Annotated in this window: 19 protein-coding genes; 12 read left to right on the top strand and 7 right to left on the bottom strand. The window is 60.8% G+C overall.

The window, feature by feature from the left end; translation table 11 throughout:
- The first annotated feature begins 16 nt into the window (after window positions 1-16).
- The 3 genes from AC07VV_RS07330 to tssA are packed head-to-tail and all read left to right on the top strand — an operon-like array spanning window position 17 to window position 5,678.
- Window positions 17-781 carry a DotU/TssL family secretion system protein gene (locus tag AC07VV_RS07330; RefSeq protein WP_495035814.1) on the top strand — a complete coding sequence of 255 codons (765 nt, stop codon included), beginning with the start codon at window positions 17-19 and terminating at the stop codon, window positions 779-781.
- Window positions 778-4,599, top strand: coding sequence for a type VI secretion system protein (locus tag AC07VV_RS07325; RefSeq protein ID WP_495035813.1), 3,822 nt, complete (start codon window positions 778-780; stop codon window positions 4,597-4,599). The genes AC07VV_RS07330 and AC07VV_RS07325 overlap by 4 nt, the downstream gene beginning before the upstream one ends.
- A complete protein-coding gene (tssA, locus tag AC07VV_RS07320; protein ID WP_495035812.1) occupies window positions 4,596-5,678 on the top strand; it encodes a type VI secretion system protein TssA in 1,083 nt (360 codons plus the stop codon). The genes AC07VV_RS07325 and tssA overlap by 4 nt, the downstream gene beginning before the upstream one ends.
- Here the strand turns inward: tssA and AC07VV_RS07315 are convergent.
- The 3 genes from AC07VV_RS07315 to AC07VV_RS07305 form a co-directional block, all read right to left on the bottom strand.
- Entirely contained in the window at window positions 5,675-6,643 is a 969-nt protein-coding gene (locus tag AC07VV_RS07315; protein ID WP_495035811.1) for a 2-hydroxyacid dehydrogenase, read from the bottom strand. The two genes, tssA and AC07VV_RS07315, sit on opposite strands and share 4 nt — an antisense overlap.
- A 139-nt stretch (window positions 6,644-6,782) precedes the next feature.
- Window positions 6,783-7,307: a cysteine hydrolase family protein gene (locus AC07VV_RS07310; protein WP_495035810.1), complete on the bottom strand. Its 525-nt coding sequence runs from the start codon at window positions 7,305-7,307 to the stop codon at window positions 6,783-6,785.
- 219 nt (window positions 7,308-7,526) lie between these two features.
- Entirely contained in the window at window positions 7,527-7,910 is a 384-nt protein-coding gene (locus tag AC07VV_RS07305) for a tautomerase family protein (protein ID WP_495035809.1), read from the bottom strand.
- Window positions 7,911-8,183: 273 nt separating this feature from the next.
- On the opposite strand from AC07VV_RS07305, the gene AC07VV_RS07300 reads away from it, so the two are divergent.
- The 5 genes from AC07VV_RS07300 to AC07VV_RS07280 all read left to right on the top strand — a co-directional run bounded on the left by AC07VV_RS07300 (window position 8,184) and on the right by AC07VV_RS07280 (window position 12,535).
- Window positions 8,184-8,378, top strand: coding sequence for a hypothetical protein (locus AC07VV_RS07300; protein ID WP_064597508.1), 195 nt, complete (start codon window positions 8,184-8,186; stop codon window positions 8,376-8,378).
- 48 nt (window positions 8,379-8,426) lie between these two features.
- Window positions 8,427-8,597, top strand: a complete 171-nt coding sequence (locus tag AC07VV_RS07295) for a hypothetical protein (protein ID WP_167443778.1) — start codon at window positions 8,427-8,429, stop codon at window positions 8,595-8,597.
- 255 nt (window positions 8,598-8,852) lie between these two features.
- Window positions 8,853-10,133, top strand: a complete 1,281-nt coding sequence (locus tag AC07VV_RS07290) for an HAAAP family serine/threonine permease (protein WP_495035808.1) — start codon at window positions 8,853-8,855, stop codon at window positions 10,131-10,133.
- Between the two features lie 136 nt (window positions 10,134-10,269).
- Window positions 10,270-10,887 carry a ParB-like protein gene (locus AC07VV_RS07285; RefSeq protein ID WP_096820203.1) on the top strand — a complete coding sequence of 206 codons (618 nt, stop codon included), beginning with the start codon at window positions 10,270-10,272 and terminating at the stop codon, window positions 10,885-10,887.
- On the top strand, window positions 10,883-12,535 hold the full coding sequence (locus tag AC07VV_RS07280) for a SulP family inorganic anion transporter (protein ID WP_495035948.1): 1,653 nt from the start codon (window positions 10,883-10,885) through the stop codon (window positions 12,533-12,535). The genes AC07VV_RS07285 and AC07VV_RS07280 overlap by 5 nt, the downstream gene beginning before the upstream one ends.
- 67 nt (window positions 12,536-12,602) lie before the next feature.
- Here the strand turns inward: AC07VV_RS07280 and acnB are convergent, their stop codons facing one another.
- On the bottom strand, window positions 12,603-15,212 hold the full coding sequence (gene acnB, locus AC07VV_RS07275) for a bifunctional aconitate hydratase 2/2-methylisocitrate dehydratase (RefSeq protein WP_096820202.1): 2,610 nt from the start codon (window positions 15,210-15,212) through the stop codon (window positions 12,603-12,605).
- Window positions 15,213-15,681: 469 nt separating this feature from the next.
- Here acnB and AC07VV_RS07270 point away from each other — a divergent pair, with 469 nt between their 5' ends.
- Window positions 15,682-16,152 (top strand): DUF1289 domain-containing protein, encoded by a 471-nt coding sequence (locus AC07VV_RS07270; protein ID WP_192558304.1) that lies wholly within the window; start codon window positions 15,682-15,684, stop codon window positions 16,150-16,152.
- Window positions 16,153-16,197: 45 nt separating this feature from the next.
- Here AC07VV_RS07270 and AC07VV_RS07265 read toward each other — a convergent pair whose 3' ends face one another.
- Window positions 16,198-17,061, bottom strand: a complete 864-nt coding sequence (locus tag AC07VV_RS07265) for a universal stress protein (protein ID WP_495035807.1) — start codon at window positions 17,059-17,061, stop codon at window positions 16,198-16,200.
- A gap of 161 nt (window positions 17,062-17,222) precedes the next feature.
- Between AC07VV_RS07265 and AC07VV_RS07260 the strand changes: the two genes are divergently transcribed.
- The 3 genes from AC07VV_RS07260 to AC07VV_RS07250 all read left to right on the top strand — a co-directional run bounded on the left by AC07VV_RS07260 (window position 17,223) and on the right by AC07VV_RS07250 (window position 19,965).
- Window positions 17,223-17,831 carry a MiaE family protein gene (locus tag AC07VV_RS07260; RefSeq protein ID WP_064597504.1) on the top strand — a complete coding sequence of 203 codons (609 nt, stop codon included), beginning with the start codon at window positions 17,223-17,225 and terminating at the stop codon, window positions 17,829-17,831.
- 139 nt (window positions 17,832-17,970) lie between these two features.
- Window positions 17,971-18,678: a response regulator gene (locus tag AC07VV_RS07255; RefSeq protein ID WP_096820200.1), complete on the top strand. Its 708-nt coding sequence runs from the start codon at window positions 17,971-17,973 to the stop codon at window positions 18,676-18,678.
- Entirely contained in the window at window positions 18,679-19,965 is a 1,287-nt protein-coding gene (locus AC07VV_RS07250; RefSeq protein ID WP_495035806.1) for an ATP-binding protein, read from the top strand.
- 33 nt (window positions 19,966-19,998) lie between these two features.
- On the opposite strand, the gene AC07VV_RS07245 is transcribed toward AC07VV_RS07250, so the two are convergent.
- Together AC07VV_RS07245 and moaA are read right to left on the bottom strand one after the other, a co-directional pair.
- Window positions 19,999-20,898 (bottom strand): bestrophin family protein, encoded by a 900-nt coding sequence (locus tag AC07VV_RS07245; RefSeq protein ID WP_495035805.1) that lies wholly within the window; start codon window positions 20,896-20,898, stop codon window positions 19,999-20,001.
- 27 nt (window positions 20,899-20,925) lie between these two features.
- Window positions 20,926-21,924, bottom strand: a complete 999-nt coding sequence (gene moaA / locus AC07VV_RS07240; RefSeq protein WP_495035804.1) for a GTP 3',8-cyclase MoaA — start codon at window positions 21,922-21,924, stop codon at window positions 20,926-20,928.
- Window positions 21,925-22,157: the final 233 nt, after the last annotated feature.

The following is a 22,157-nucleotide window of genomic DNA, read 5'->3' as shown; positions in this document are numbered from 1 at the left end:
ACACAAGGAACGCCGTATGTCGCAAGGAAGTGCCGCAAGCCTTGGGTTGCAGGACGCACCGTTGAGCAGCGCGTTCCGTCAGACGTGGCAGCAATGGCAACTGGACTGGACCCAGTTACCCAAGGACATCGAGGACGATGCGGCGCTGGTCGAAACCGTGGTCGAACTGTCCACCCAGGCTTCACAGCGGCTGTGGCGCACGGCGTTTTCGCGGGTCGGCGATTCGGCGACCGAACAGGTCAAGGCGCTGGTGTACGCCTTCGTTGCGCTGGTCGATGAAACCCTGCTGTTCAGTCCATGGCCGGGCCAGGGCGCCTGGCAGGACAAGCCGCTGGAGTCGCGCCTGTATTCCAGCCGTCAGGCGGGTGAGCAGGTACCGGCGGCGATTCAAACCCTGCTCGATGAGCAGCAACCCACCACCCGTGACCTCGCCAACGTCTACCTGCAATGCCTGATCCTCGGTTTTCATGGGCGTCTGCGTGGCGAGCACAGTCAGGCGCAATTGGAAAAGTGGCGGCTGGCCCTGTTCACCTTTGCCTGGCAGGACGAGGCCAGTTACGACGATGTCAGCGAACGACTGGTGCAGCCGTCGCTGGTCGCGCCCCTGCAACTGCCGGTGCGCACGGCGTTGCCGGACGGCTTTCGTCTGGCGTTGGGCATTCTGGCGATGGTGCTGTTGCTGACCGGGGTCGGCCAGTTCTTGTGGAGCGACATTCGTTCCGAACTGGAACCGGTGCTGCAAACCACCGACTCGATGGTGGCGCCGGAGCAAGACTCATGAGTACCTTGACGATCGTCGCGTGGGTGGTCGCGGTGGTGTTGCTGCTGGTGATCGTCGGGGTGGCGGTGTGGTGGCTGCGCACTCGAAGCGGCGCGGCGATCCGCAGCTTCTATCTTGCGGTGCGGCACATGGAGCAAGAGCAGGGCACTCACGATCGCTATCAGTTGCCATGGTTGCTGATGCTCGGTGATGAGGTCCAGGGCACGCAACTGGTGACCGAGTGGCGCCTGCAACCCACCGACAAACCGGCCTGGTTCGGCCGTTGGTGGTCGGACCCGGAAGGTGCGGTGCTGGTGGTGCCCCAAGGCTTGTTTCTGCCGGAAGACGGCATGCATCTGCAACGTGGCGGCTGGTGGCGACTGCTCGGTTTGATCCTGAGCCTGCGCAGCAAGCGTCCGCTCGACGGGGTGATCTGGACCGTGCCGGTCAGTCGTCTCGGTAATCTGGAGCAGGCGACGCAGTTGGGGCTTGCGGCGCGCCGACGCTTCATCGATCTGCTGCAGCGCTTCGGCCTGAGTGTGCCGGTGTACGTGATTGTCACCGGTCTTGAGGAACTGCCGGGATTTCAGGACCTGATCAGTGCGCTGCCGGATGAGGCACGCGAACGCACCCTGGGCTGGTCATCGCCGTTTGCGCGGGATGCGGTGTGGCAGGGGCAGTGGAGTGATCAGGCGCTGGATCGCCTGCACCGTGCCGTCGCCGAAGCGGTGATCGAACTCGGTACCTTGTCCGGGCATTTGAGTGCTGACCTGTATGCCTTGCCGGAGCGTCTCGAAACCCTGCGACGGGGTCTGCAGAACGTGCTGGAACCGGTGTTCCAGGGCAATGCGCAGGGCGAGGCACCGTGTTTTCGCGGCGTGTATTTCAGTGCCAATCAACCCTGCGAGGATGCGCTCGACGGGTTCAGCGCCGATGACAGCGGCTTGCAGCGCAGCGTGTTCATGCGTCAGTTGTGGCGCCAGCGGCTGGTCGGCGAACGTGGTCTGGCGCTGGGTGTGCCGCGCCTGTTGCGCCTGCGTCAGCGTTGGCAACGGCTGACGGCCGGCGTGGCGCTGGTGGTCGGGGTCGTCTGGGCACTGGCGATGTTCTGGGTGTGGAACCAGTCGGTCAAGGATGCCCATGAACTGGCGCGGCTGATGCAGGGCGCGCACAAGAGCTACGTCACGGTTACCGATGAGGCACACCGCGTCGAGCCGACCCGACGCAACGTGCAGAGCTTCTGGCGGGTACTGGAAAAAGCGCCGCACTGGCACTACGTGTCGCTGGCGTTTCCGTCTTCGTGGATTTCTTCTGTGGACGTGAAGATCGAACGGGCGGTGTTCCAGGCTGCCCAGCGTCATATGGTTCAGCCGCTGCATGCGTTGCTGGTGGCGGAGCTGGCGAAGATCAAGGCGATCCGCGTGGCGGATCGGCGCAACAGCGTCGAAAGCGAAGACCCGTCCCAGTGGCAGAACTACCAGAAAGCCACGGACCTGGTGGACCGGGCGCTGCGCCTGGAGCAACAGAACCAGTTGTTCGCTGAGGTGCAGAACAATCAGCGGGCACCGCTGGACGATCTGGTGCAACTGAGCAACAACGCGCTGTCGCTCAACCTCAACGCGGCGACGGTGCCCCACGCCGCTTACTACAACCGGCTGCTGGCGGCGGGGGACAACGGTGACTTGCAGGCGCTGGATCTGAGTGTCGAGCGGCCGCTGATCGTCAGCAACTTCAACGGACTGATGGAGCGCTGGCTCGACCAGTATTTCCTGGCCGACAACTTTGTCAGCAAGGCCGGCTACCTCAAGCTGCACCTGGAACGGCTTGAGGCCGGGAGTGGCAACAGCCTTAGCGAGCTGGAAGACCTGCGCGCGCTGATCGACGACCTGCAAGCGGCGATCGCCCTGACCAATTCGACCTGGAGCCGCGGCAAGGGTCAGGAACTGGTGCCGGGCTACCGCGAATTTCTCGACAAGGTGCGCAAGAGCACGTTGCTCGGGCCTGCGGTCGAGCAACAACTCGACGCCCAGGCGGGCAAGTTGCAGCAGAGTTTCCGCGATCAGTGGATCGCTCAGGTCGGTTCGCGCGGCAACTTGCTGGTGCAGCAGGGCAGCGGGCAACTGGCGTTGCAGGATCAAGTGGTGAAACTCAATAACGCGGTGCAGGCGTTGTTCAAGCGCGACTTCGTGTCCATCGCGATGCGCGCCACCGAAGACAACGTCAACCTGCAAGGCCAGACCGTTGATGGCGACGATCTCAACACCTCGCTCAACTATTTCGCCAGCTACAAGAGTTATGTCGCCGAAGAACTGCCGCGCATTCCCCCGGCTTATCGCGGTGCATTGCTGCAAGCAGCTGAAGGCGCGGCGGCGCAGGCCATGTGGCTGAGCCTGAAGGATCATAACGACCAGACGCATCCCTACGCCGTGTTCAATGTGCAGGCCGAGCAGGCCATGGCTTTGCAGAAGGCGTTTGTCGAGGTCCATCGCAGCGATCTGGCGGCGCGTCTGCAAGGTGCGTTGAACCGTCGGGCCATGGCGCAGATCGTCAACGGTCTGGATGAAATCACCGCACAACCGTTGTTCGGCGGACGGACTGAAATCAGTCAGTGGGACGGCTCGAAAAACCTCGGTCTGCAACTGTACGGCGCCAGCGATGTGCAGGATTTGAAGCTGAGCCTCAAGCAGCAGTTCAACACCATGCTCGGCATCACCGAGCGGCGCACATCGGCGTTGCAGTGGCTGATGACCCAGCAGGGCAATCTGTCGGCGCTGGATTACGAACGGGTGACCCAGTTCAGCGCACTTAACGACGAACTGCTCAAGTACAAGGATTCGAATCCGGCCAGTTCGCCGGCGCAGATCGAGCAACTGGTCAGCCGCGATTTCATCGACATGGACACCGGCTCCTGCGTGCAGGTGTTACAGACCGCCAATCTGGCGGGCGGGCGCGGCACTCTGGCAATGCGTGCGGTGGAGTTGCAACAGTCGGCCATGCAGCGTTGCCAGTACCTGCAACAGCAGCAGGCCGCGGCGGCGTGGAATGAGCTGGCCAACTATTTCAATCAGTACCTGGCCGATCGCTTCCCGTTTGCCAACGGTTTGCACGCGCAGGATGCCGACCCGGCGCGGGTGCAGCATTTTCTGGAAATCATCGACAAACGCTTGCCGGTTGCCCAGGCCGGACTGGTGCTGAGCCAGACCCCGGAACGACTGGCGGCGGAAGATTTTCTCAATCGTCTGAAGCAGGCAAACCTGTGGCTGACCCCGCTGTTCGTACGTGACAAGAGCGGCATTCTCGGTGTCGAGATGGACGTTCGCTGGCGCACCGATCGCGACGATGAGCGCGGTGCCGATCAGGTGATCGCCGGGGGCTTGCTGGCCGGCAGTCAGCAAATCAATTATCCCGCCGCCGAGCAGCCGAACCTGCGCTGGATGGTCGGCCAGCCGATCCGCCTGACCCTGCGCTGGGCGCGCAACGGTCGCGAGCGCCCGGTCAACGATCCGCTGCAACCGAACCTGGTGGTGCGGGACATGGAGGCGGGCTGGGAGTACGGCGGGCCATGGTCGTTGCTACGGTTGATGCGCGCGCACTTCTCGGTCCAGCGTCAGCCGAGCATGGATTACACGGACTTTCCGCTGACCCTGCGCCTGCCGGTCACCGCGCTCAACGACAGTGTCACCACGGAGTTCACCCGGATGTTCGTGCGTCTGTCGTTGATGAGCCAGGGCTCGAAGCTGCCGTTGTCGATTCCACCGTTGCCGACCCGGGCGCCGCGCTCGCCGTTTCAGGCAACCGGCACCACCGCCGCCATTGAATCCCGCGAGGAGGGCCTGTGAGCCTGCCATCTGCAACCATGCCGGACCTGATCGATCAGTTGCTCGCACCGATCAGCGCCGACGCGCCGTGTGGTGCGGATCTGCGTTACGAACGCGAGTTCGATCAATTGCGCGACCTGCGTCGCGAGGACGATGCGAGTCTGCCGACCGGGGTCTGGCAATCGACGCTGAAACAGGCGAACTGGCCGGAAGTGGAAAAACTCACCACGACGTTGCTGATCGAGCGCAGCAAGGACCTGATGCTCAGCGCCTGGCTCGGCGAGGCCTGGCTGCACCTTCAAGGGCTGGACGGATTGCCCGGCAGCCTGGCGCTGATCGCCGGATTGTGTGAGCGCTATCCCGAACAGTTGCACCCGCAGGCCGAGGAGGGTGATCAGTCGTGGCGGGTGATTCCGCTGGAGTGGCTGGTGCGTCGGTACAGTGAAGTGCTGCTGACCCGGGTGCCGCTGTTCGGTTCGCACAACAGCGATTTCGAGGCATACAACCTGGAAACCTGGCGCCGTTTGAAGGTGCAGCAGGTGCAGGTCAACGACAGCAAGAATGCCAAAGCCTCGGCGGAAACCGCACGCAATGAACAGAAGAAACTCAGCGATCAGGTGCGCGCCACGCCACTGGCGTTCTGGCTGCGCCAACAGGGCAACCTGCTGCTGAGCCAGCAACACCTGCAGCGCCTGAACGCCTGGAGCGATACGTATCTGGGCGATCAAGGGCCGGGGTTGCAGCCCTTGCAGGACATCATTCAAGCGCTGCTGAAACTGGTTCAGGAGTTCATCGCCATGCACCCACAAAAACCGGCGCCGGTCGCCCCTGTCGAAGCCCCCGTGGAGGAGGCGCAACCGGATGATGAAGCGCCCGTGGCGGCGCAGGTCTTTCGTGAGCCGGCGAACCGCGAAGAGGCCTATCGGCAATTGCTGCTGATCGCCGAATACCTGGCCCGCACCGAACCTCACAGCCCCGTGCCATACCTGATCCGGCGCGGGGTGGAGTGGGGGAACAAACCGTTGAGCGAACTGCTCGGCGAGTTGATCTCGGCCGACGCCGAATCGCGGCGGCTGTGGACGTTGCTCGGCGTGCTTTAGTGCACGCGCTGGTTGTTCTGCTTCGGCGGCAGTGTCAGCGGTGTCAGCACCGGTTCCCCGGCAAAGAACGCCACCAGGTTTTTCCCTACCAGCTCGACGGTGCCCTGGGTGGCTTCCGGGGAGAGCCCGGCGACGTGCGGGGTGAGAATCACGTTGCTCAAGGTTTTCAGCACATCCGGCACCCGGGGTTCGTGGTCGAACACATCCAGCGCGGCGCCGGCGATTCGCCGTTGTTCAAGTGCCGTGATCAAGTCCGCCGTGTTGATCACGCTGGCGCGGGCGATGTTGACGATAAAGCCTTTGGGGCCCAGCGCGTCCAGCACAGGACGGGTCACCAGATGCTGGCTGCCGATGCCGCCGGGCGTCGCGACTATGAGAAAGTCCGAGGCTCGCGCCAGTTCGGTGGGGGTCGAACAGAAGGCGTAGGGCACATCGCTGCGCACCTGGCGGTTGTGGTAGCTGATCTCCATGTCGAAACCCAGGTTCGCCCGTTTGGCGATGGCCATCCCCACCGCGCCGAGGCCGAGGATTCCGAGGCGCTTGCCCGCCAGGGACGGGCGCATGATCTTCGGCCATTCGCCACGGCGCACGGCGGCATCGCAGCGCGGAATGTCGCGTACCAGCGACAGCAGCAACGCCATGGCATGGTCGGCCACCGATGAGGCGTTGACGCCGGCGCCGTTGGTCACGGTCAGGCCACGGTTGCTGGCGGCTTGCAGGTCCACCTGTTCGTAGCCGGCGCCGATCACGCAGATGATTTTCAGCGCGGGCAGTGCAGCGATTTCTTCAGCGTACAACCCCAGCGGGCCACGGGTCAGCACCGCGTCGATGCGTGCGCCATGGGTGGCAATGGCCTGGGCGCGTTCGGCGGGTGTCGGGGCGAGGATCAGGTGAAAGCCCTGTCGTTCGAGAATGGGCAGGTAGTCATTGATGGTTTCAACCAGTACCAGAACGGTGGCGGGCATTGCTCGGCTCCTGTGATCGTCGGCGTGTCGGTCGCGAAAGTCGTGTCAGAGTGCTGATTCCAGAGCGGTTTGGCAATGGCCGGCACTGCCCCGCACCAGCCAGTGTAGGAGCTGATACGGGGAGCGCGCAGGCGCTTCGTCAGAAGGCAACGTCGGCAGTGTTGATCAACCGCGCGAACGCCGCGCCGAGGGTTGCGTTGTGGTGCTCGATGATCGCTTGGGCCGGTAGTGCGGGTGTGTCCATGCAAGTGTGGGCATCGGCCACCAGCAATGGCTTGAAGCCCAGATCGGCAGCGGCGCGGCAGGTGCTGTCGATGCAGAACTGGGTTTTCATGCCGACGATGTACAGATCTTCGATTTTCGCAGCGTCGAGTTGTTGAGCCAGATCTGTGCCGAAGAAGGCATTGGGGCGGGATTTGTCGATGAGGGTGGCGTTTGCAGCGTCCAGCTCAAGTGCTGGCAATAACTGCCAGAACGCGCTGCCAGCGGCAATCGGGGATCCCTGCGGGCCGGTGTGGCGCACGGCAAAGATCGGCACTTGTCGTTGGCGTGCCCGGGCGATCAAGTGCTGGATGTTGGCGAGCATACGTTCGCCGTCGTGGGGTTTTTCCTGACCCTGGAACAGGCCGACCTGCATATCGATGATCAACAGTGCTGCGGGCATGGTGCTTCTCCTTGGATGCAAAACGTGCCGCACGGACGGGAGAAACAACAAGGCCCCGTCCATTGCTGGCGGGGCCTTGGGTTTGCTGCGCTGGATTTACCTCAGGCGCAAACACCACGACCCGCCGATGGCGGTCGTGGTGGTACGGGTGAGGTGCAACGCGCAAAGGTTCATGGGGCCGATCATGCTGGCGGCGTCAGCGGGCTGTCAACAGGTGCATCAACTGGCGTACTGGGCGATGCCGTTGCCGAACGACCAGTTTTCTTTCTTCACCTCCACCAGATTGATGAAGACATCCTCCAGACGGATCGACAGGTGCGTGTTCAGGTTCTGGGCGATGGTCTGGTACAGCGCCTTTTTCTGCTCCAGCGTTCGGCCCTCATTGAGGGTGATCTGAATGATCACCAGTTGGTCGCTGCGCTGGATCCCCAGGTATTGCGTATCGAAGATGAAATGCTCGCCGTCGTGCTCGGCCAGGATCTGGAAGTTGTCGTGCTCCGGGACATTGATCGTGTTGCGCATGGCGGCGTAGATCTGTTCGCCGACGCGTTTGGCGAAGGTCGGGTCGGGGTGTTTCTTGAGTTCGACACGGACGAGGGGCATGAAAAGGCTCCTTGGGGCAGGGGACTGGAAGCGGCTGTCAGTCGGTTCGCCATTGGGTATAGCCGAAAAATGCCATTCGGTGAGGCTGTTTAAGAACGTTAGGAAATGAACGCTCCGTCCTGCGGGATTTACGGATGTTGCCTACGAGTGCTGCCGGATTTATCCGCTATACGGCGAGATGTGAAGCACGAAACCATAGAGAGCAGGACAGGGCGCGTTCTTCAGGATGGAGCGGCGGCCTGGACGGAAATTGCGATCAGCCAAGGAAGGCCAATGCTTCAGAACAACCGTGAAAACCTGGAACTCGACAGGCTGCATAACGAAACGCGAAAACTTGTGGCTGAACGGCAAAAACTTCTGGCGGAAGAAAAGAAGCTGAAATGGGAGACATATTTTTATCCAGTCGCGGTAGTGGCCGGCGTGTTAACGGCAAGCGCGGCATTGGCGGGCGTCTTTTTCAAGTTTTGAGCGTTCGTTTTCGCAATCTTCGGACACATGACCCAAAAGGAAATCAACATGAGCACCTATGACGCCAAAGCCAGAATGGAACAACTGGAGCGGGAACACGATGAGTGGGCCGAAAAAATACGGATCAAAAACAGGAAAGAAATGCGCCCGATCTGGGGCTTGCTGGGTCTGGGCATCTTTTGCATGTCCCTTGGCTTCATGTTGGCCCGATCGATTTGATCGGGTTTCCCCATGGCACATTCGGCGCCGGTACTTGCCATAAAACGACATTATACGTATCTGGCGCCGACAGGATTTTTCCCAAAAACGACAACCGTCCAATCTGCTCCGCACAACCATTCCTCAGCTAAGTCTTTGCTTCCGCTCATTTATCGCGGAGAATCGCGCCCCTGTTTCGGCCGGAGCATGTCTGTCGGTTTTTTCCGACGCGTCCTGACCGAGTGGCAAGTGACCGGAATGCGGAGATCCGACCGGATGAATGATCAGGCCAATAGCGTCGAACAACGCTTTGAAGCGGCAGCACCAGCGCAACTGTCGAGCTGGAATCGCCATGACACTACCTGGATGTTGGGACTGTTTGGGACGGCCATCGGCGCCGGTACCCTGTTTTTGCCGATCAACGCAGGTCTGGGTGGCTTCTGGCCGCTGGTGATTCTCGCGCTGCTGGCCTTCCCCATGACCTTCTTCGCACACCGCGGTCTTACCCGTTTCGTGCTCTCCGGTCGCGAAGGCGCCGACATCACTGAGGTGGTGGAACAGCATTTCGGCATCAAGGCCGGTGCGCTGATCACGTTGCTGTACTTCTTCGCGATCTTCCCGATCCTGCTGATCTACAGCGTTGGCCTGACCAACACCGTCGCCAGCTTCCTCGAACACCAACTGCACATCACGCCGCCACCGCGCGCGCTGCTGTCGTTCGTGCTGATCCTCGGCCTGCTGGCCGTGGTGCGCTGCGGCGAACAAGTGATCGTCAAGGCCATGAGCCTGATGGTGTATCCGTTCATCGTTGCGCTGCTGTTCCTCGCCGTGTACCTGATTCCGCACTGGAACGGCGGCATCCTGTCCACCGCTTCGCAGGTGCCGGCGCCGTCGGCGCTGCTGCACACGCTGTGGCTGGCGATTCCGGTGATGGTGTTCTCGTTCAACCACTCGCCGATCATCTCGGCCTTCGCGGTGGACCAGAAGCGTCGTTACGGCGTTCACGCCGACGAGCGCAGCTCGCAGATCCTGTGCCGTGCCCACCTGCTGATGGTGGTGATGGTGCTGTTCTTCGTCTTCAGTTGCGTGCTGACCCTGTCGCCGGAGCAACTGGCTGAAGCCAAGGCGCAGAACCTGTCGATCCTGTCGTACCTGGCCAACCACTTCAGCAACCCGACCATCGCTTTCGCAGCGCCGTTGATTGCGTTCGTGGCCATCTCCAAGTCGTTCCTCGGTCACTACATCGGTGCCAGCGAAGGCCTCAAAGGTTTGATCGTCAAGAGCGGCAAGCGCCCGGGCGCCAAGGCACTGGACCGCATTGTTGCGGCGTTCATGCTGGTGGTGTGCTGGATCGTGGCGACCCTGAATCCGAGCATCCTCGGCATGATCGAGACCATCGGTGGCCCGGTCATCGCGGCGATCCTGTTCCTGATGCCGATGTATGCGATCCGCAAAGTGCCGGCAATGGCCCGCTATCGTGGCCAGGCGTCGAACGTGTTTGTCACCGCTGTCGGCCTGGTGGCAATTTCGGCGTTGATCTACTCGCTGACGGCCTGATTCCAGACCAGCAGCACCAAGCGGGGGCGAGCGATTCGCCCCCGTTTTTGCAAGACCTTCCCAGTGCCTGATCCAGGGCACGCATCCCAAGGCATAAACGGCTACGCTTGAAAGGCACTTTTCCCGGAGATGCCTCATGCCCCGTGCCCGACCGCAACTGATCAGCGCCAAACTGGAAAAACTCCATCCCACCCAGCTCACGGTCGGCCTCGCCGAAGTTGCCGACAAGCGCCAGGAATGGAAGAAACTCAAACGCAAGGAGCGGGCGGCAGCGCTGGATAATCACTGGTTCCCCAGTGTGCTCGGGCCTGAAGGCGTCTATTACATTGTCGATCACCACCACTTCGGTCTTGCGCTGATCGAGGAAGAGGTCAAGAAGGCTTCCTTGCTGGTGCTCAAGGACCTTTCCTTTGTCGACCCGGTGACGTTCTGGAGCGTGATGAACTTCAACCAGTGGGCACATCCCTATGATGGACGCGGTGCCAGGCGCACCTTCGAAGCCATTCCCAAATCCATAGTCGATCTGCAGGACGATCCTTATCGCAGCCTTGCCGGACGCTTGCGCCGGGCCGGTGGCTACGCCAAGGACGCCACGCCTTACAGCGAATTCCTCTGGGCGGACTTCTTTCGCAGCCGCATCGCCAGCGACCAGATCAACGACCTGAGTCCGAAATTGCAGACCAAGGCCATGAACCTGGCGCGCAGCCAGGAGGCTCGGTATCTGCCGGGGTGGGTGGGTCCGATTGTCAATTGAACCCCTGAGTGCTTCTTCCCGACCCGAAGTACAAAGTCGTAGTCAGGACTTGCTGGCCGGATTGTCGATTGCTGGTCTGTTGCTGCCCGAAGCCGTGGCGTATTCCAGCATCGCTGCATTGCCGCCCCAAGCGGGGGTAATTGCCCTGTTCGCTGGGTTGTTGTGTTACGCGCTGATGGGCACCAGTCGGTTTGCCGTGGTTTCGGCCACTTCATCCTCGGCAGCGGTGCTGGCAGCGGCGACGGCTTCGCTGGCCGGCGGCGACCCGGCATTGCGTTTGAGCCTGGCGGTCGGTCTGGTGTTGATGACCGGCGTGCTGTTTCTGTTGGCGGGGCTGTTCAAGCTCGGGAGCGTCACTTCATTCATTGCCAAACCGGTGTTGCGTGGGTTTGCCTTGGGGCTGGCAGTGACGATCATCCTCAAACAGGTGGCAAGTGTCGTCGATATCCACCTGACCGACAGCAACCTGATCCGCTTCCTGCCGCAGTTGCTGGAGCAGTGGCCGCAATGGAACCTGGCGGGTGCCGCGGTCGCGGTGGTGGCGTTGCTGTTATTGATGCTCTGCGCCCGTTTTCGCAGGGTGCCGGGCGGTTTGATCGTGGTGGCGTTGGGCATTGTCGCCAGTCAATGGCTGAACCTGCCGGCTCACGGGGTGAAACTGATCGGGGTCATCGATCTGGCGCTGGAGGTGCCACGCCTGCCAAACATGCCGTTTGCCGACTGGCTGCGCCTCGGGGAGCTGGCGTTTGCCATGGTGATGATTCTGTATGCCGAGTCTTATGGCTCGATCAGCTCGTTTGCCCTGAAGCACGGCGACAAGGTCTCTTCGAACCGCGATCTGTTGGCTCTAGGCGCGTCCAATCTGTTGTCGGGGCTGTTTCATGGCATGCCGGCCGGAGCGGGGTATTCGGCAACATCGGCCAATGAAGCGGCAGGCGCCACATCGCGATTGGCGGGTATTGTCGCGGCGGCAGTGGTGCTGCTGATCGTGTTGACGGTGCTGCCGTACATCGCCCTGACCCCGGAACCGGTGCTGGCCGCCATCGTGATTCACGCCTTGGGACGGGCGTTGAGCCTGCAACCACTGGGCCGCTACTTCATCTGGCGCCGCGATCGCTTGTTGGTGATCTGCGCCGTGGCGGCGGTGTTGGTACTGGGCGTGCTCGACGGTTTGCTATTGGCGGTGGCGATCAGCGTGGTGCTGATGCTGAAACAGATGTCATCGGCGGATATCCAGGTGCTGGGGCAAATGGGCGGTGGTCACGACTATGTCGACGTGCAGCGCCATCCGGATGCCCGGGAAATCCCCTGCGTGCTGATTGTGCGGCCAAGTGAGGCGCTGTTTTTCGCCAATGTGGAGCGCATTCTCGGCGGCGCGCTGCGCTTGGCCCGTCATGCGCCGGCAGCGGTGCACACGATCATCCTGAGTCTGGAAGAATCGCCGGACCTGGACGGCACCAGCATCGAAGCGCTGGAAGCGTTCTTCCTGCAGGTACGGGCCGAGGACAAACTGTTGATTCTGGCGCGCCTCAAACATGAGGCGCAGACCGTGCTGGCGCAATTGCCAGAACTGGAACGCGAGCAGGTACTGCTGAGCGGTTTGAGTGTGGACGAGGCGGTACAGCAGGCACTCAAGCTCAATGCATGAGTTTCCGGAGGCATAAAAAAACGCCGCACATCTTGCGATGGGCGGCGTTTTTCATTGCGTTGCAGCGTTAGGCTTGAACGACCGGAATATTGGCGTTCGCAGCAGCTTCACGGAACTCGGCAATCTGGTCGAAGGACAGGTAGCGGTAAACGTCGGCCGCCATGCTGTCGATCTTGCCAGCGTATTCCATGTACTCCTCGACGGTCGGCAGGCGACCCAGGATCGAAGCCACGGACGCCAGCTCGGCCGAAGCCAGGTAGACGTTCGCACCGTCGCCCAGACGGTTCGGGAAGTTACGGGTCGAAGTCGACACCACGGTGCTGTTCGGCTCAACGCGTGCCTGGTTACCCATGCACAGCGAGCAGCCTGGCATTTCCATGCGTGCGCCGGCCTTGCCGTAGATGCCGTAGTAGCCTTCTTCGGTCAGTTGGTGAGCGTCCATCTTGGTCGGCGGCGACAGCCACAGACGGGTTGGCAGCTGACCCTTGACCTGATCCAGCAGTTTACCGGCAGCGCGGAAGTGACCGATGTTGGTCATGCACGAACCGATGAACACTTCGTCGATCTTCTCGCCAGCAACGCTGGACAGCAGACGGGCGTCGTCCGGGTCGTTCGGCGCGCACAGTACAGGCTCGCTGATGTCGGCCAGATCGATTTCGATGATTTCGGCGTATTCGGCGTCGGCATCGGCTTCCATCAGTTCCGGGTTGGCAACCCAGGCTTCCATCGCTTGAGCACGACGTTCCAGAGTACGCGCATCGCCGTAGCCTTCGCCGATCATCCAGCGCAGCAGGGTGATGTTGGAGTTCAGGTACTCGGTGATCGACTCTTTCGACAGCTTGATGGTGCAACCGGCAGCCGAACGTTCGGCCGAGGCGTCGGACAGTTCGAAAGCCTGTTCCAGGGTCAGACCTTCCAGGCCTTCGATTTCCAGGATGCGGCCGGAGAAGGCGTTTTTCTTGCCTTTCTTCTCGACAGTCAGCAGACCGTTCTGGATAGCGAAGTAAGGAATGGCATGAACCAGGTCACGCAGGGTGATGCCAGGTTTCATTTTGCCTTTGAAGCGCACCAGGATCGATTCCGGCATGTCCAGCGGCATGACGCCGGTAGCAGCGGCGAACGCGACCAGACCGGAACCGGCCGGGAACGAGATGCCCATCGGGAAACGGGTGTGCGAGTCGCCACCGGTACCCACGGTGTCCGGCAGCAGCATGCGGTTCAGCCACGAGTGGATGATGCCGTCGCCCGGACGCAGGGAAACGCCGCCGCGGGTCATGATGAAGTCAGGCAGGGTGTGGTGGGTGGTCACGTCGATCGGCTTTGGATAAGCCGCGGTGTGGCAGAAGGACTGCATCACCAGATCAGCGGAGAAGCCCAGGCACGCCAGGTCTTTCAGTTCGTCACGGGTCATTGGACCGGTGGTGTCCTGAGAACCTACGGTGGTCATCTTCGGTTCGCAGTAGGTGCCAGGACGAACGCCTTTGCCTTCTGCCAGACCGCAAGCCTTGCCGACCATTTTCTGCGCCAGGGTGAAGCCCTTGGTGCTTTCAGCAGGAGCTTCCGGCTTCTTGAACAGGTCGAACGCAGGCAGACCCAGTTCGGCGCGAGCCTTCTCGGTCAGGCCACGGCCGATGATCAGCGGGATACGGCCGCCGGCGCGGACTTCGTCCAGCAGAACCGGGGTCTTCATTTCGAAGGTGGTGATGACTTCGTCGGTACCGTGCTTGCAGACTTTGCCAGCGTGCGGGTACAGGTCGATCACGTCGCCCATGTTCATGTTCGATACGTCGAACTCGATTGGCAGTGCGCCGGCATCTTCCATGGTGTTGTAGAAGATCGGAGCGATTTTGCTGCCGAAGCAGAAACCGCCACCGCGCTTGTTCGGCACGTAAGGGATGTCGTCGCCGAAGAACCACAGGACCGAGTTGGTCGCGGATTTACGCGAGGAACCGGTACCGACCACGTCACCGACGTAGGCGATCGGGAAGCCTTCGCCGCGCATGGTTTCGATCTGCTTCATCGGGCCGGTCTTGCCTTGCTCGTCCGGAACGATGCCGTCACGGGCCATTTTCAGCATGGCCAGGGCGTGCAGCGGGATGTCTGGACGCGACCAGGCGTCTGGAGCAGGGGACAGGTCGTCGGTGTTGGTTTCGCCGGTCACCTTGAAGACGCGCAGGCTGATCTTGTCGGCCAGCACAGGGCGCTTCTTGAACCACTCGCCGTCAGCCCAGGATTGCAGCACGGCCTTGGCGTGAACGTTGCCGTTCTTGGCTTTTTCAGCCACGTCGTGGAAGGCATCGAACATCAGCAGCGTGTGCTTGAGTTCTTCGGCAGCCACTGGCGCCAGCTCGGCGTTGTCCAGCAGGTCTACCAGGGTCACGATGTTGTAGCCGCCCTGCATGGTGCCGAGCAGTTCTACAGCGCGCTTCTTGTCCAGCAGAGGGGAGGAGACTTCGCCCTTGGCCAGTGCAGAGAGGAAGCCGGCCTTGACGTAGGCGGCTTCGTCCACTCCTGGTGGAACGCGATTGGTGATCAGGTCAACGAGGAAAGCTTCTTCGCCAGCCGGAGGATTCTTCAGCAGCTCGACCAGGCCTGCAGTTTGTTCGGCGTTAAGCGGCTGGGGAACGATACCCAGGGCTGCACGCTCTTCGATATGTTTGCGGTAGGCTTCAAGCACAGTTATTACCCTCATCAGTGGTCCCAAATGGGTGTCCGGGACGCTCATCCCGAAATTGCCGTACTCATGCTCCTCACGACGTTGTGGGTCGTTCGGCCAGAATTACCGGCAATTCCTTACAGAAGCTGCTTTCAAAGTTTTACGCCTGCAGAACGGGGAGCTGATGAGGGTTGGCGTATGGCTTTTCCCCGCTGGAAAAACCTTACGCCAACACCGCTCTGAAGGAACGACTGTGCTCGTGACGCTTTGAAAACAGCTTCTAACGGACATTGGCGCCTAAAAAGGCTGGCTGATTCTACGGCAAAAAAATTTTAAAGGTAAGTCGCGCTCTATTGGACTTTGGTTGCGTTGTGCGCGGGTGGGGCAAACCTTGATCCAGCACTTGTCCCTGACGTTTGAGGGGTGATGAATGCCGGACAAAGGGCTAACATGCCGACCTGTTCCGCGTTTCAAGTGTTTTGCCCATTCTATGCCCAATCAGACCATCAAGACCCCCTGCGTCGGCCTCTGCTCCACTGTTTACGGTGATCTGGTGTGCCGTGGCTGCAAGCGTTTCCACCACGAAGTGATCCACTGGAACGGTTACAACGAGGAAGAAAAACGCGCGGTGTGGTTGCGTCTTGAGCAATTGCTGTCACAAGTGATGGCCAGCAAGGTCGAGGTCTTCGACCCGGCGCGGCTGCGCCTGCAACTGGAACAGCGCAAGATCCGCTTCGTGCCGCACCAATCGGAATATTGCTGGGCCTATCAGCTGATCGCCCGGGGCGCGCGGGTGATCATTAACCTGGAAGCCTACGGGATGGTGCTGCTGCCGGAGTTTCGCGACTGGAACCTGCCGGAACTGCGCGATGCCATTGATCGGGAATTTTTCCTGCTGTCGGAAGCGCACTATCAGCGCTACATCGCGCCCGGTTTCCTGAAGGATGCGCTGGGCGAGTGAGCGTTACCTGTGGCGAACACGCTCGCCACAGGATGACAACAATGCTTAATGTTTCACCGCCAACTCCACCAGATGGTCTTCAACCTCCTGCGGCTTGAGCACCAGCACATCACTCTCCAGCGCATCCAGCACCACTTCGGCGGTATTGCCGATCAGCGCCCCTGACAACCCGGTGCGCGCCACGGTGCCAATCACGGTCACGGCGGCCTGCAGCTTGTGCGCCATGAACGGAATCAGCACATCCGCCGGGCCTTCCTCGACATGCAAGTGCTCGTCGTCGACATCGAATTCAGCCTGGAACGCCCGGCATTGCTCGCGATAGCGCGCCTCGATGGTTTCCTTGAGCTGGAAGGTCGGGTCCGCCGCCGACAGCATCGGTGACGGATGGGCGGTAATGACGTGCAGATGCCCCTTGGCCAGGCTCGCGATGTCATAGCCGTGATCGATGAGGGTGGTGTGCAGGTGGCGGTGCTCGCCATCGGCATTGCCTACATCGACCGCCACCAGAATCACTCGGTCTTTCCAGGAGGCCGAGGTCTTCACCAGCAGCACCGGAGTAGGGCAGTGGCGCAGCAGTTTCCAGTCCGCCGGGGTCAGCAGGGCTTTTTTCAGCGAACTGTCGGGAAAATGCTGCTTGATCACCAACCCGCAGCCTTCGGCTTGCTGAACGTCGATGATGGTTTCGTGCAGGCTCTCGTTCCACGCCTGTTCGGTGGTGACGCTGTAGCCGTCCGCCAGCAGCGCGGACTTGAGCACGCTGAGCATGCCGGCGTGATCGTGCTTCTTGTCGCAGACCAACAGGTGCAGATGGGCCTGGGTCACCCCGGCGATCAGCTTGGCGCGCTTGAGCGCCAGGCTTTCCGCGTGTTCGGGTTCGATGACCACCAGAATGCTGCGAATGGCTTGCATGAGTGAGTCTCCAGCAATGAAAAGGCACGGCGTTGCACAAAACTATAGTTGCTGCTCATCCGTCTGCGACTTGATGCATATCAACGCAGGCGGCTGGTGGTCTGCGGGCAGGCCGGTATAATCGGCGCCCTTCGCTCGAACACCTTTTGACCGTGAGCCCCATGATCCTTCCCGAAATCCACGAATTCCTTGGTTGCCGCACGCCTGACGCCTGGGTTGAAGCCGCGCTGGCCGATCAGGAAACCCTGCTGATCGACCACAAGAACTGCGAGTTCAAGGCCGCCAGCACCGCGTTGAGCCTGATCGCCAAGTACCATTCCCACGTCGATCTGATCAACATGATGTCGCGTCTGGCCCGGGAAGAGCTGGTGCACCACGAACAGGTCATGCGCATCATGAAACGGCGCAAGATCGAATTGCGCCAACTCCACGCCGGCCGTTATGCCTCGAGCCTGCGCAAAGTGGTGCGCAGCCATGAACCGGTGAAACTGGTCGACACCCTGGTGGTCGGCGCCTTCATCGAAGCGCGCAGTTGCGAGCGGTTCGAAGCACTGGTGCCGCATCTGGACGAAGAACTCGGCAAGTTTTACTTCGGCCTGCTGAAAAGCGAGGCCCGGCATTTCCAGGGTTACCTGAAACTGGCCTACCAGTACGGTGACGCCAAGGACATTGCCCAGGTGATCGAGAAAGTCCGCGCCGCCGAGCAGGACCTGATCGAATCGCCGGACGAGGAATTCCGTTTCCACAGCGGCGTGCCCGTCGCGGCATGAATTGTTAAAAACTCTTAAGAGTATGAAACATCAACGAAAACCGGCCCAAGTGGCCGGTTTTTGCTGCCTGCGATAAACGTCTGGCCCGCGAATGCCGCCATAATGGCGCCCACTTCACTGAGGGTTGGCGACGGTTGTTATGGATAACCTGGGTTTTGGCAGAGTCCTGCTGGTGGAAGACGATGAGCGCCTGGCCGCGCTGATCGCGCACTTTCTCGAACAACACGGCTACGAGGTACGCACCGTGCATCGTGGCGATCTGGCCGTGGCCGCGTTTCTCGAATTCAAGCCCAAAGTCGTGGTGCTCGACCTGATGCTTCCGGGGCAAAGCGGCCTGCACGTGTGCCGGGAAATCCGCAGCGTGTCGGACACGCCGATTGTCATCCTGACCGCCAAGGAAGACGACCTCGACCACATTCTGGGCCTGGAGTCCGGGGCCGATGACTACGTGATCAAACCGATCAAGCCGCCGGTGCTGCTGGCGCGCCTGCGTGCCCTACAACGTCGGCAAGTGCCGGACAGCGGCGTGGTCAGCTCGCTGGAATTCGGCAATCTGATCATTGATCGCAGTTGCCGCGAAGTGCGTCTGGCGGGCGAGTTGATCGAGCTGACCACCATGGAATTCGAACTGCTGTGGCTGCTGGCCAGTGCCGCCGGCAATATCCTGTCGCGCGATGACATTCTCAACCGCATGCGCGGCATCGCTTTCGATGGCCTCAATCGCAGCGTCGACGTATACATCAGCAAGTTGCGCAACAAACTCAAGGACAATCCCCGCGAACCGGTGTGCATCAAGACCGTGTGGGGCAAGGGCTATCTGTTCAATCCGTTCGCGTGGGAGCTGTAGATGCTGCGGTTATTTCTGGGACTGTTTCTGGTGATGACAGTCGGGCTGGTGGCGGCGCTGCAAACCGTCGAACACACCTTCAACGCGTTGCTCGACAACCAGATGCAGGCCTACAACCGCGAGGCGGTGCGCGGCCAGGCCTGGTCGCTGATCGAGCACATGCGTGACCAGCAAGGTGCGGCGCGCGAGGCGCAACTGGAGGCGTTGCGTCCGCATTACGGGCTGACGTTGAACCTGATCGAGTCCGATCAACTGGCCCTGACGCCCGAGGAAAAGGCTGAATTGGCGCAGAACCTGTTGGTGATTCGCGACAACTACACCCAGTTCATCAGCAACATCGACGGTGGTTCGCAGGTACTCAGCATCAAATTGCCGCCCGAGCCGAGCCTGATGCCATTCTACATCGCAGCGGCCTATCTGATGCTGGCGGTGCTGCTCGGCATCGTCCTGTACTTCTGGGTCCGTCCGCACTGGCGCGATCTGGAAAAACTGCGACTGGCCGCCGAGCGTTTTGGCGACAACGACCTGTCATCGCGCATCCAGCTCTCCAAACGCTCGAACATTCGCGATCTGGCCGAACACTTCAACCTGATGGCGGCGCGCATCGAAGGCCTGATCGCCAATCAGCGCGAATTGACCAATGCCGTGTCTCATGAACTGCGCACGCCGATTGCCCGGCTGTCGTTCGAGCTCGACCAGCTCAAGCAACAACCGGACGCCAGTCAGAACCGCGAACTGATCGCCGACATGTACGCCGACCTTGGCGAGCTGGAAGAAATGGTCTCCGAGCTGCTGACCTACGCCAGCCTCGAACGCGGCGCGACGGTCATCACCCGTGAAAACATTCAGGCCGCCAACTGGCTCGACAGTGTGGTGGGCAGTGTGGCCCTGGAAGCCGAGGCTGCCGGTGTGCAACTGCTGATCGGCGAATGCCGGGTCGAAGAGGTGCGGATCGAGCCGCGGTTCATGGCGCGGGCGGTGATCAATCTGCTGCGCAATGCCATTCGTTATGCCGAGGAGCGGGTCGAGGTGTCGCTGGTGCGCATCGGCGATCAATACGAAGTGCAGGTCAATGACGACGGCCCGGGTGTGCCGCTGGCCGGTCGGGAGAAGATTTTCGAACCGTTCTCGCGCCTGGACGCTAGTCGCGACCGCCGCACCGGCGGCTTCGGCTTGGGACTGGCGTTGGTGCGACGGGTGTCGCAGTCCCATGGCGGCCGTGTAGAGGTCGGTGATTCACCGTGGGGCGGCGCGTCGTTCCGCATGACCTGGGCGCATCAGGATTGATCACTTTTCCTCCCCCCAAGGGGAGGTATTCAATCAACTGAGCACGTAGTCCACCGGTTTCAGTGCCGGAGGCAAAGGCTCGACACCGAGTTCCGAGAGAATATCCCGCTCGATACCCCGCACCAGCGCATCGGTCGGCAAATCGTTTTCATCCCGGCCGAACGGGTCTTCCAGCTCATCGGCAATCGCATCCAGACCGAAGAAGGTGTAGCTGACAATCGCCGTGAACAGCGGTGTCAGCCAGCCCAGCGGTTCGGCCATGGCGAACGGCAGCAGGATGCAGAACAGGTAAATCGTGCGGTGCAGCAGCAAGGTGTAAGGGAAGGGTAGCGGCGTGTTCTTGATCCGCTCGCACACCGCTTGTGCCTGAGTCAGGCTGGTCAGGTGATTGGCCAACAGCATGTAGCGCCATTCACTGAGATCGCCCGCCTCATGCAGGTCGGAACATTGCTGGCCGACGGTTTGCAGGATGCGCCCGCTGTAGTCCGGCACCTGTGCATCGTGTTGCGGGGTGATCCACTCGGCGCTGGCGGCGGCTTCGTCTTCCCGGCGCAACCGCGCATTCAACGCGTGAGCGAAACCGCAGAGGTTCAGCAGCAACAGTCGACGCTGCGCCGATTCGCGGATGACATGGGTTTCGCGAATCACCGAGCGCACATGCACGATCACCTCACCCCAGGCTTTGCGCGCTTCGTACCAGCGGTCGTAGCAGGCGTTGTTGCGAAAATTCATGAAGATCGACAGTGACAGACCGAGCAAGGTGAACGGCGTGGCGTTGACCTTGGTAAAGTTGCTCGGGTGGAGCATTTCCACCAGCACGATGGCCGACGCCAGCAGCGTGACCATCAGGGTGCGCAGGGCGATGCGCTTGGCAATCGAACCCTTGAGGGTAAACAGGACGGCGAACTGATTGATCTTGGGCCGGATGATCATGCTTTTTTGCCTTGAAAACGTGGCGGTTCAGCCGCCGGTCATGTTCATGAAACGCACCACTTGCACGTCGTCGTTCACTTCAAAGTTGTGCCGGTAAGGCTTGAGCTTCATCGCGTCGATGATCGCTTTCTCCAGCCGCTCCGGTTGACCCGGATGGGCGCGCAGCACCGCTTTCAAATCCACCGAATGCTCGTTCCCCAGACACAGTAGCAAACGCCCCTCCACCGTCAGCCGCACCCGGTTGCAGGTGCCGCAGAAATTGTGGCTGTGGGGCGAAATGAACCCCAGCCGAATGTGCGGTGCCTCCGCCAGCCGCCAGTAGCGCGACGGACCCTGGGTCGACTCGGCGGAATCGATCAGGGTGTAGCGTTCGGCGATCTTTTCGCGCACCTGGGTGCTGGAAAAGAACGACTCGGCGCGACTGTGTTCGCTGATGATGCCCAGCGGCATTTCCTCGATAAAGGAAATGTCCAGATCCCGTTCGATGGCGAACTGCACCAGGTCGTTGATCTCGTGATCGTTGCGGCCCTGCATCACCACGCAGTTGAGTTTAGTGCGGGTAAATCCGGCCTCGCGGGCGGCATCGATGCCGTTGATCACTTGTGCCAGGTCGCCGGTGCGGGTCATCTGCTTGAAGCGCGCGGCATCGAGGCTGTCGAGGCTGACGTTGAGGCGCTTGACCCCGGCGTCGAACAGCGGGCTGGCGAGTTTGACGAGCTGCGAACCGTTGGTGGTCAGGCACAACTCGCGCAGGCCGGGCAGGGCAGCGATCTGCTTGCACAACCCGACGACACCGGGACGAATCAACGGCTCACCGCCGGTCAGGCGAATCTTGCGGGTGCCCAGTGCGACAAAGCTCTGCGCCAGTTGATAGATCTCCTCCAGCGTCAGTACCCGTTGGCGTGGCAGAAACTGCATGTCTTCAGCCATGCAATACACGCAGCGGAAGTCGCAGCGGTCGGTGACCGACATGCGCAGGTAGTCGACGCGGCGGTTGTAACCATCGATCAAGACGCGCTCTGACATGACAGCCTCGCTTGGGTGAAATCCGCTATTGAAGGGATTGGGTCGGCGCAGGTTATGAGCAACTTATGACAGCGTCCAATCACTATTAATGACCGGCCGATTGATGCTGTCGATGATGAAATAATTATTCAGGTTTTTGCGCTTCTTAGTTTTGCAAGTGCCCGTATTTAAAGGGTTTAACGCCGTGATAGATGCTTTCGATAACGCAGTCATTAATAGCGATTAGACAAGTT

The organism is Pseudomonas sp. GW821-FHT02C04 (genome assembly GCF_059421845.1).
This window is presented reverse-complemented; position numbering and strand designations above follow the sequence as displayed.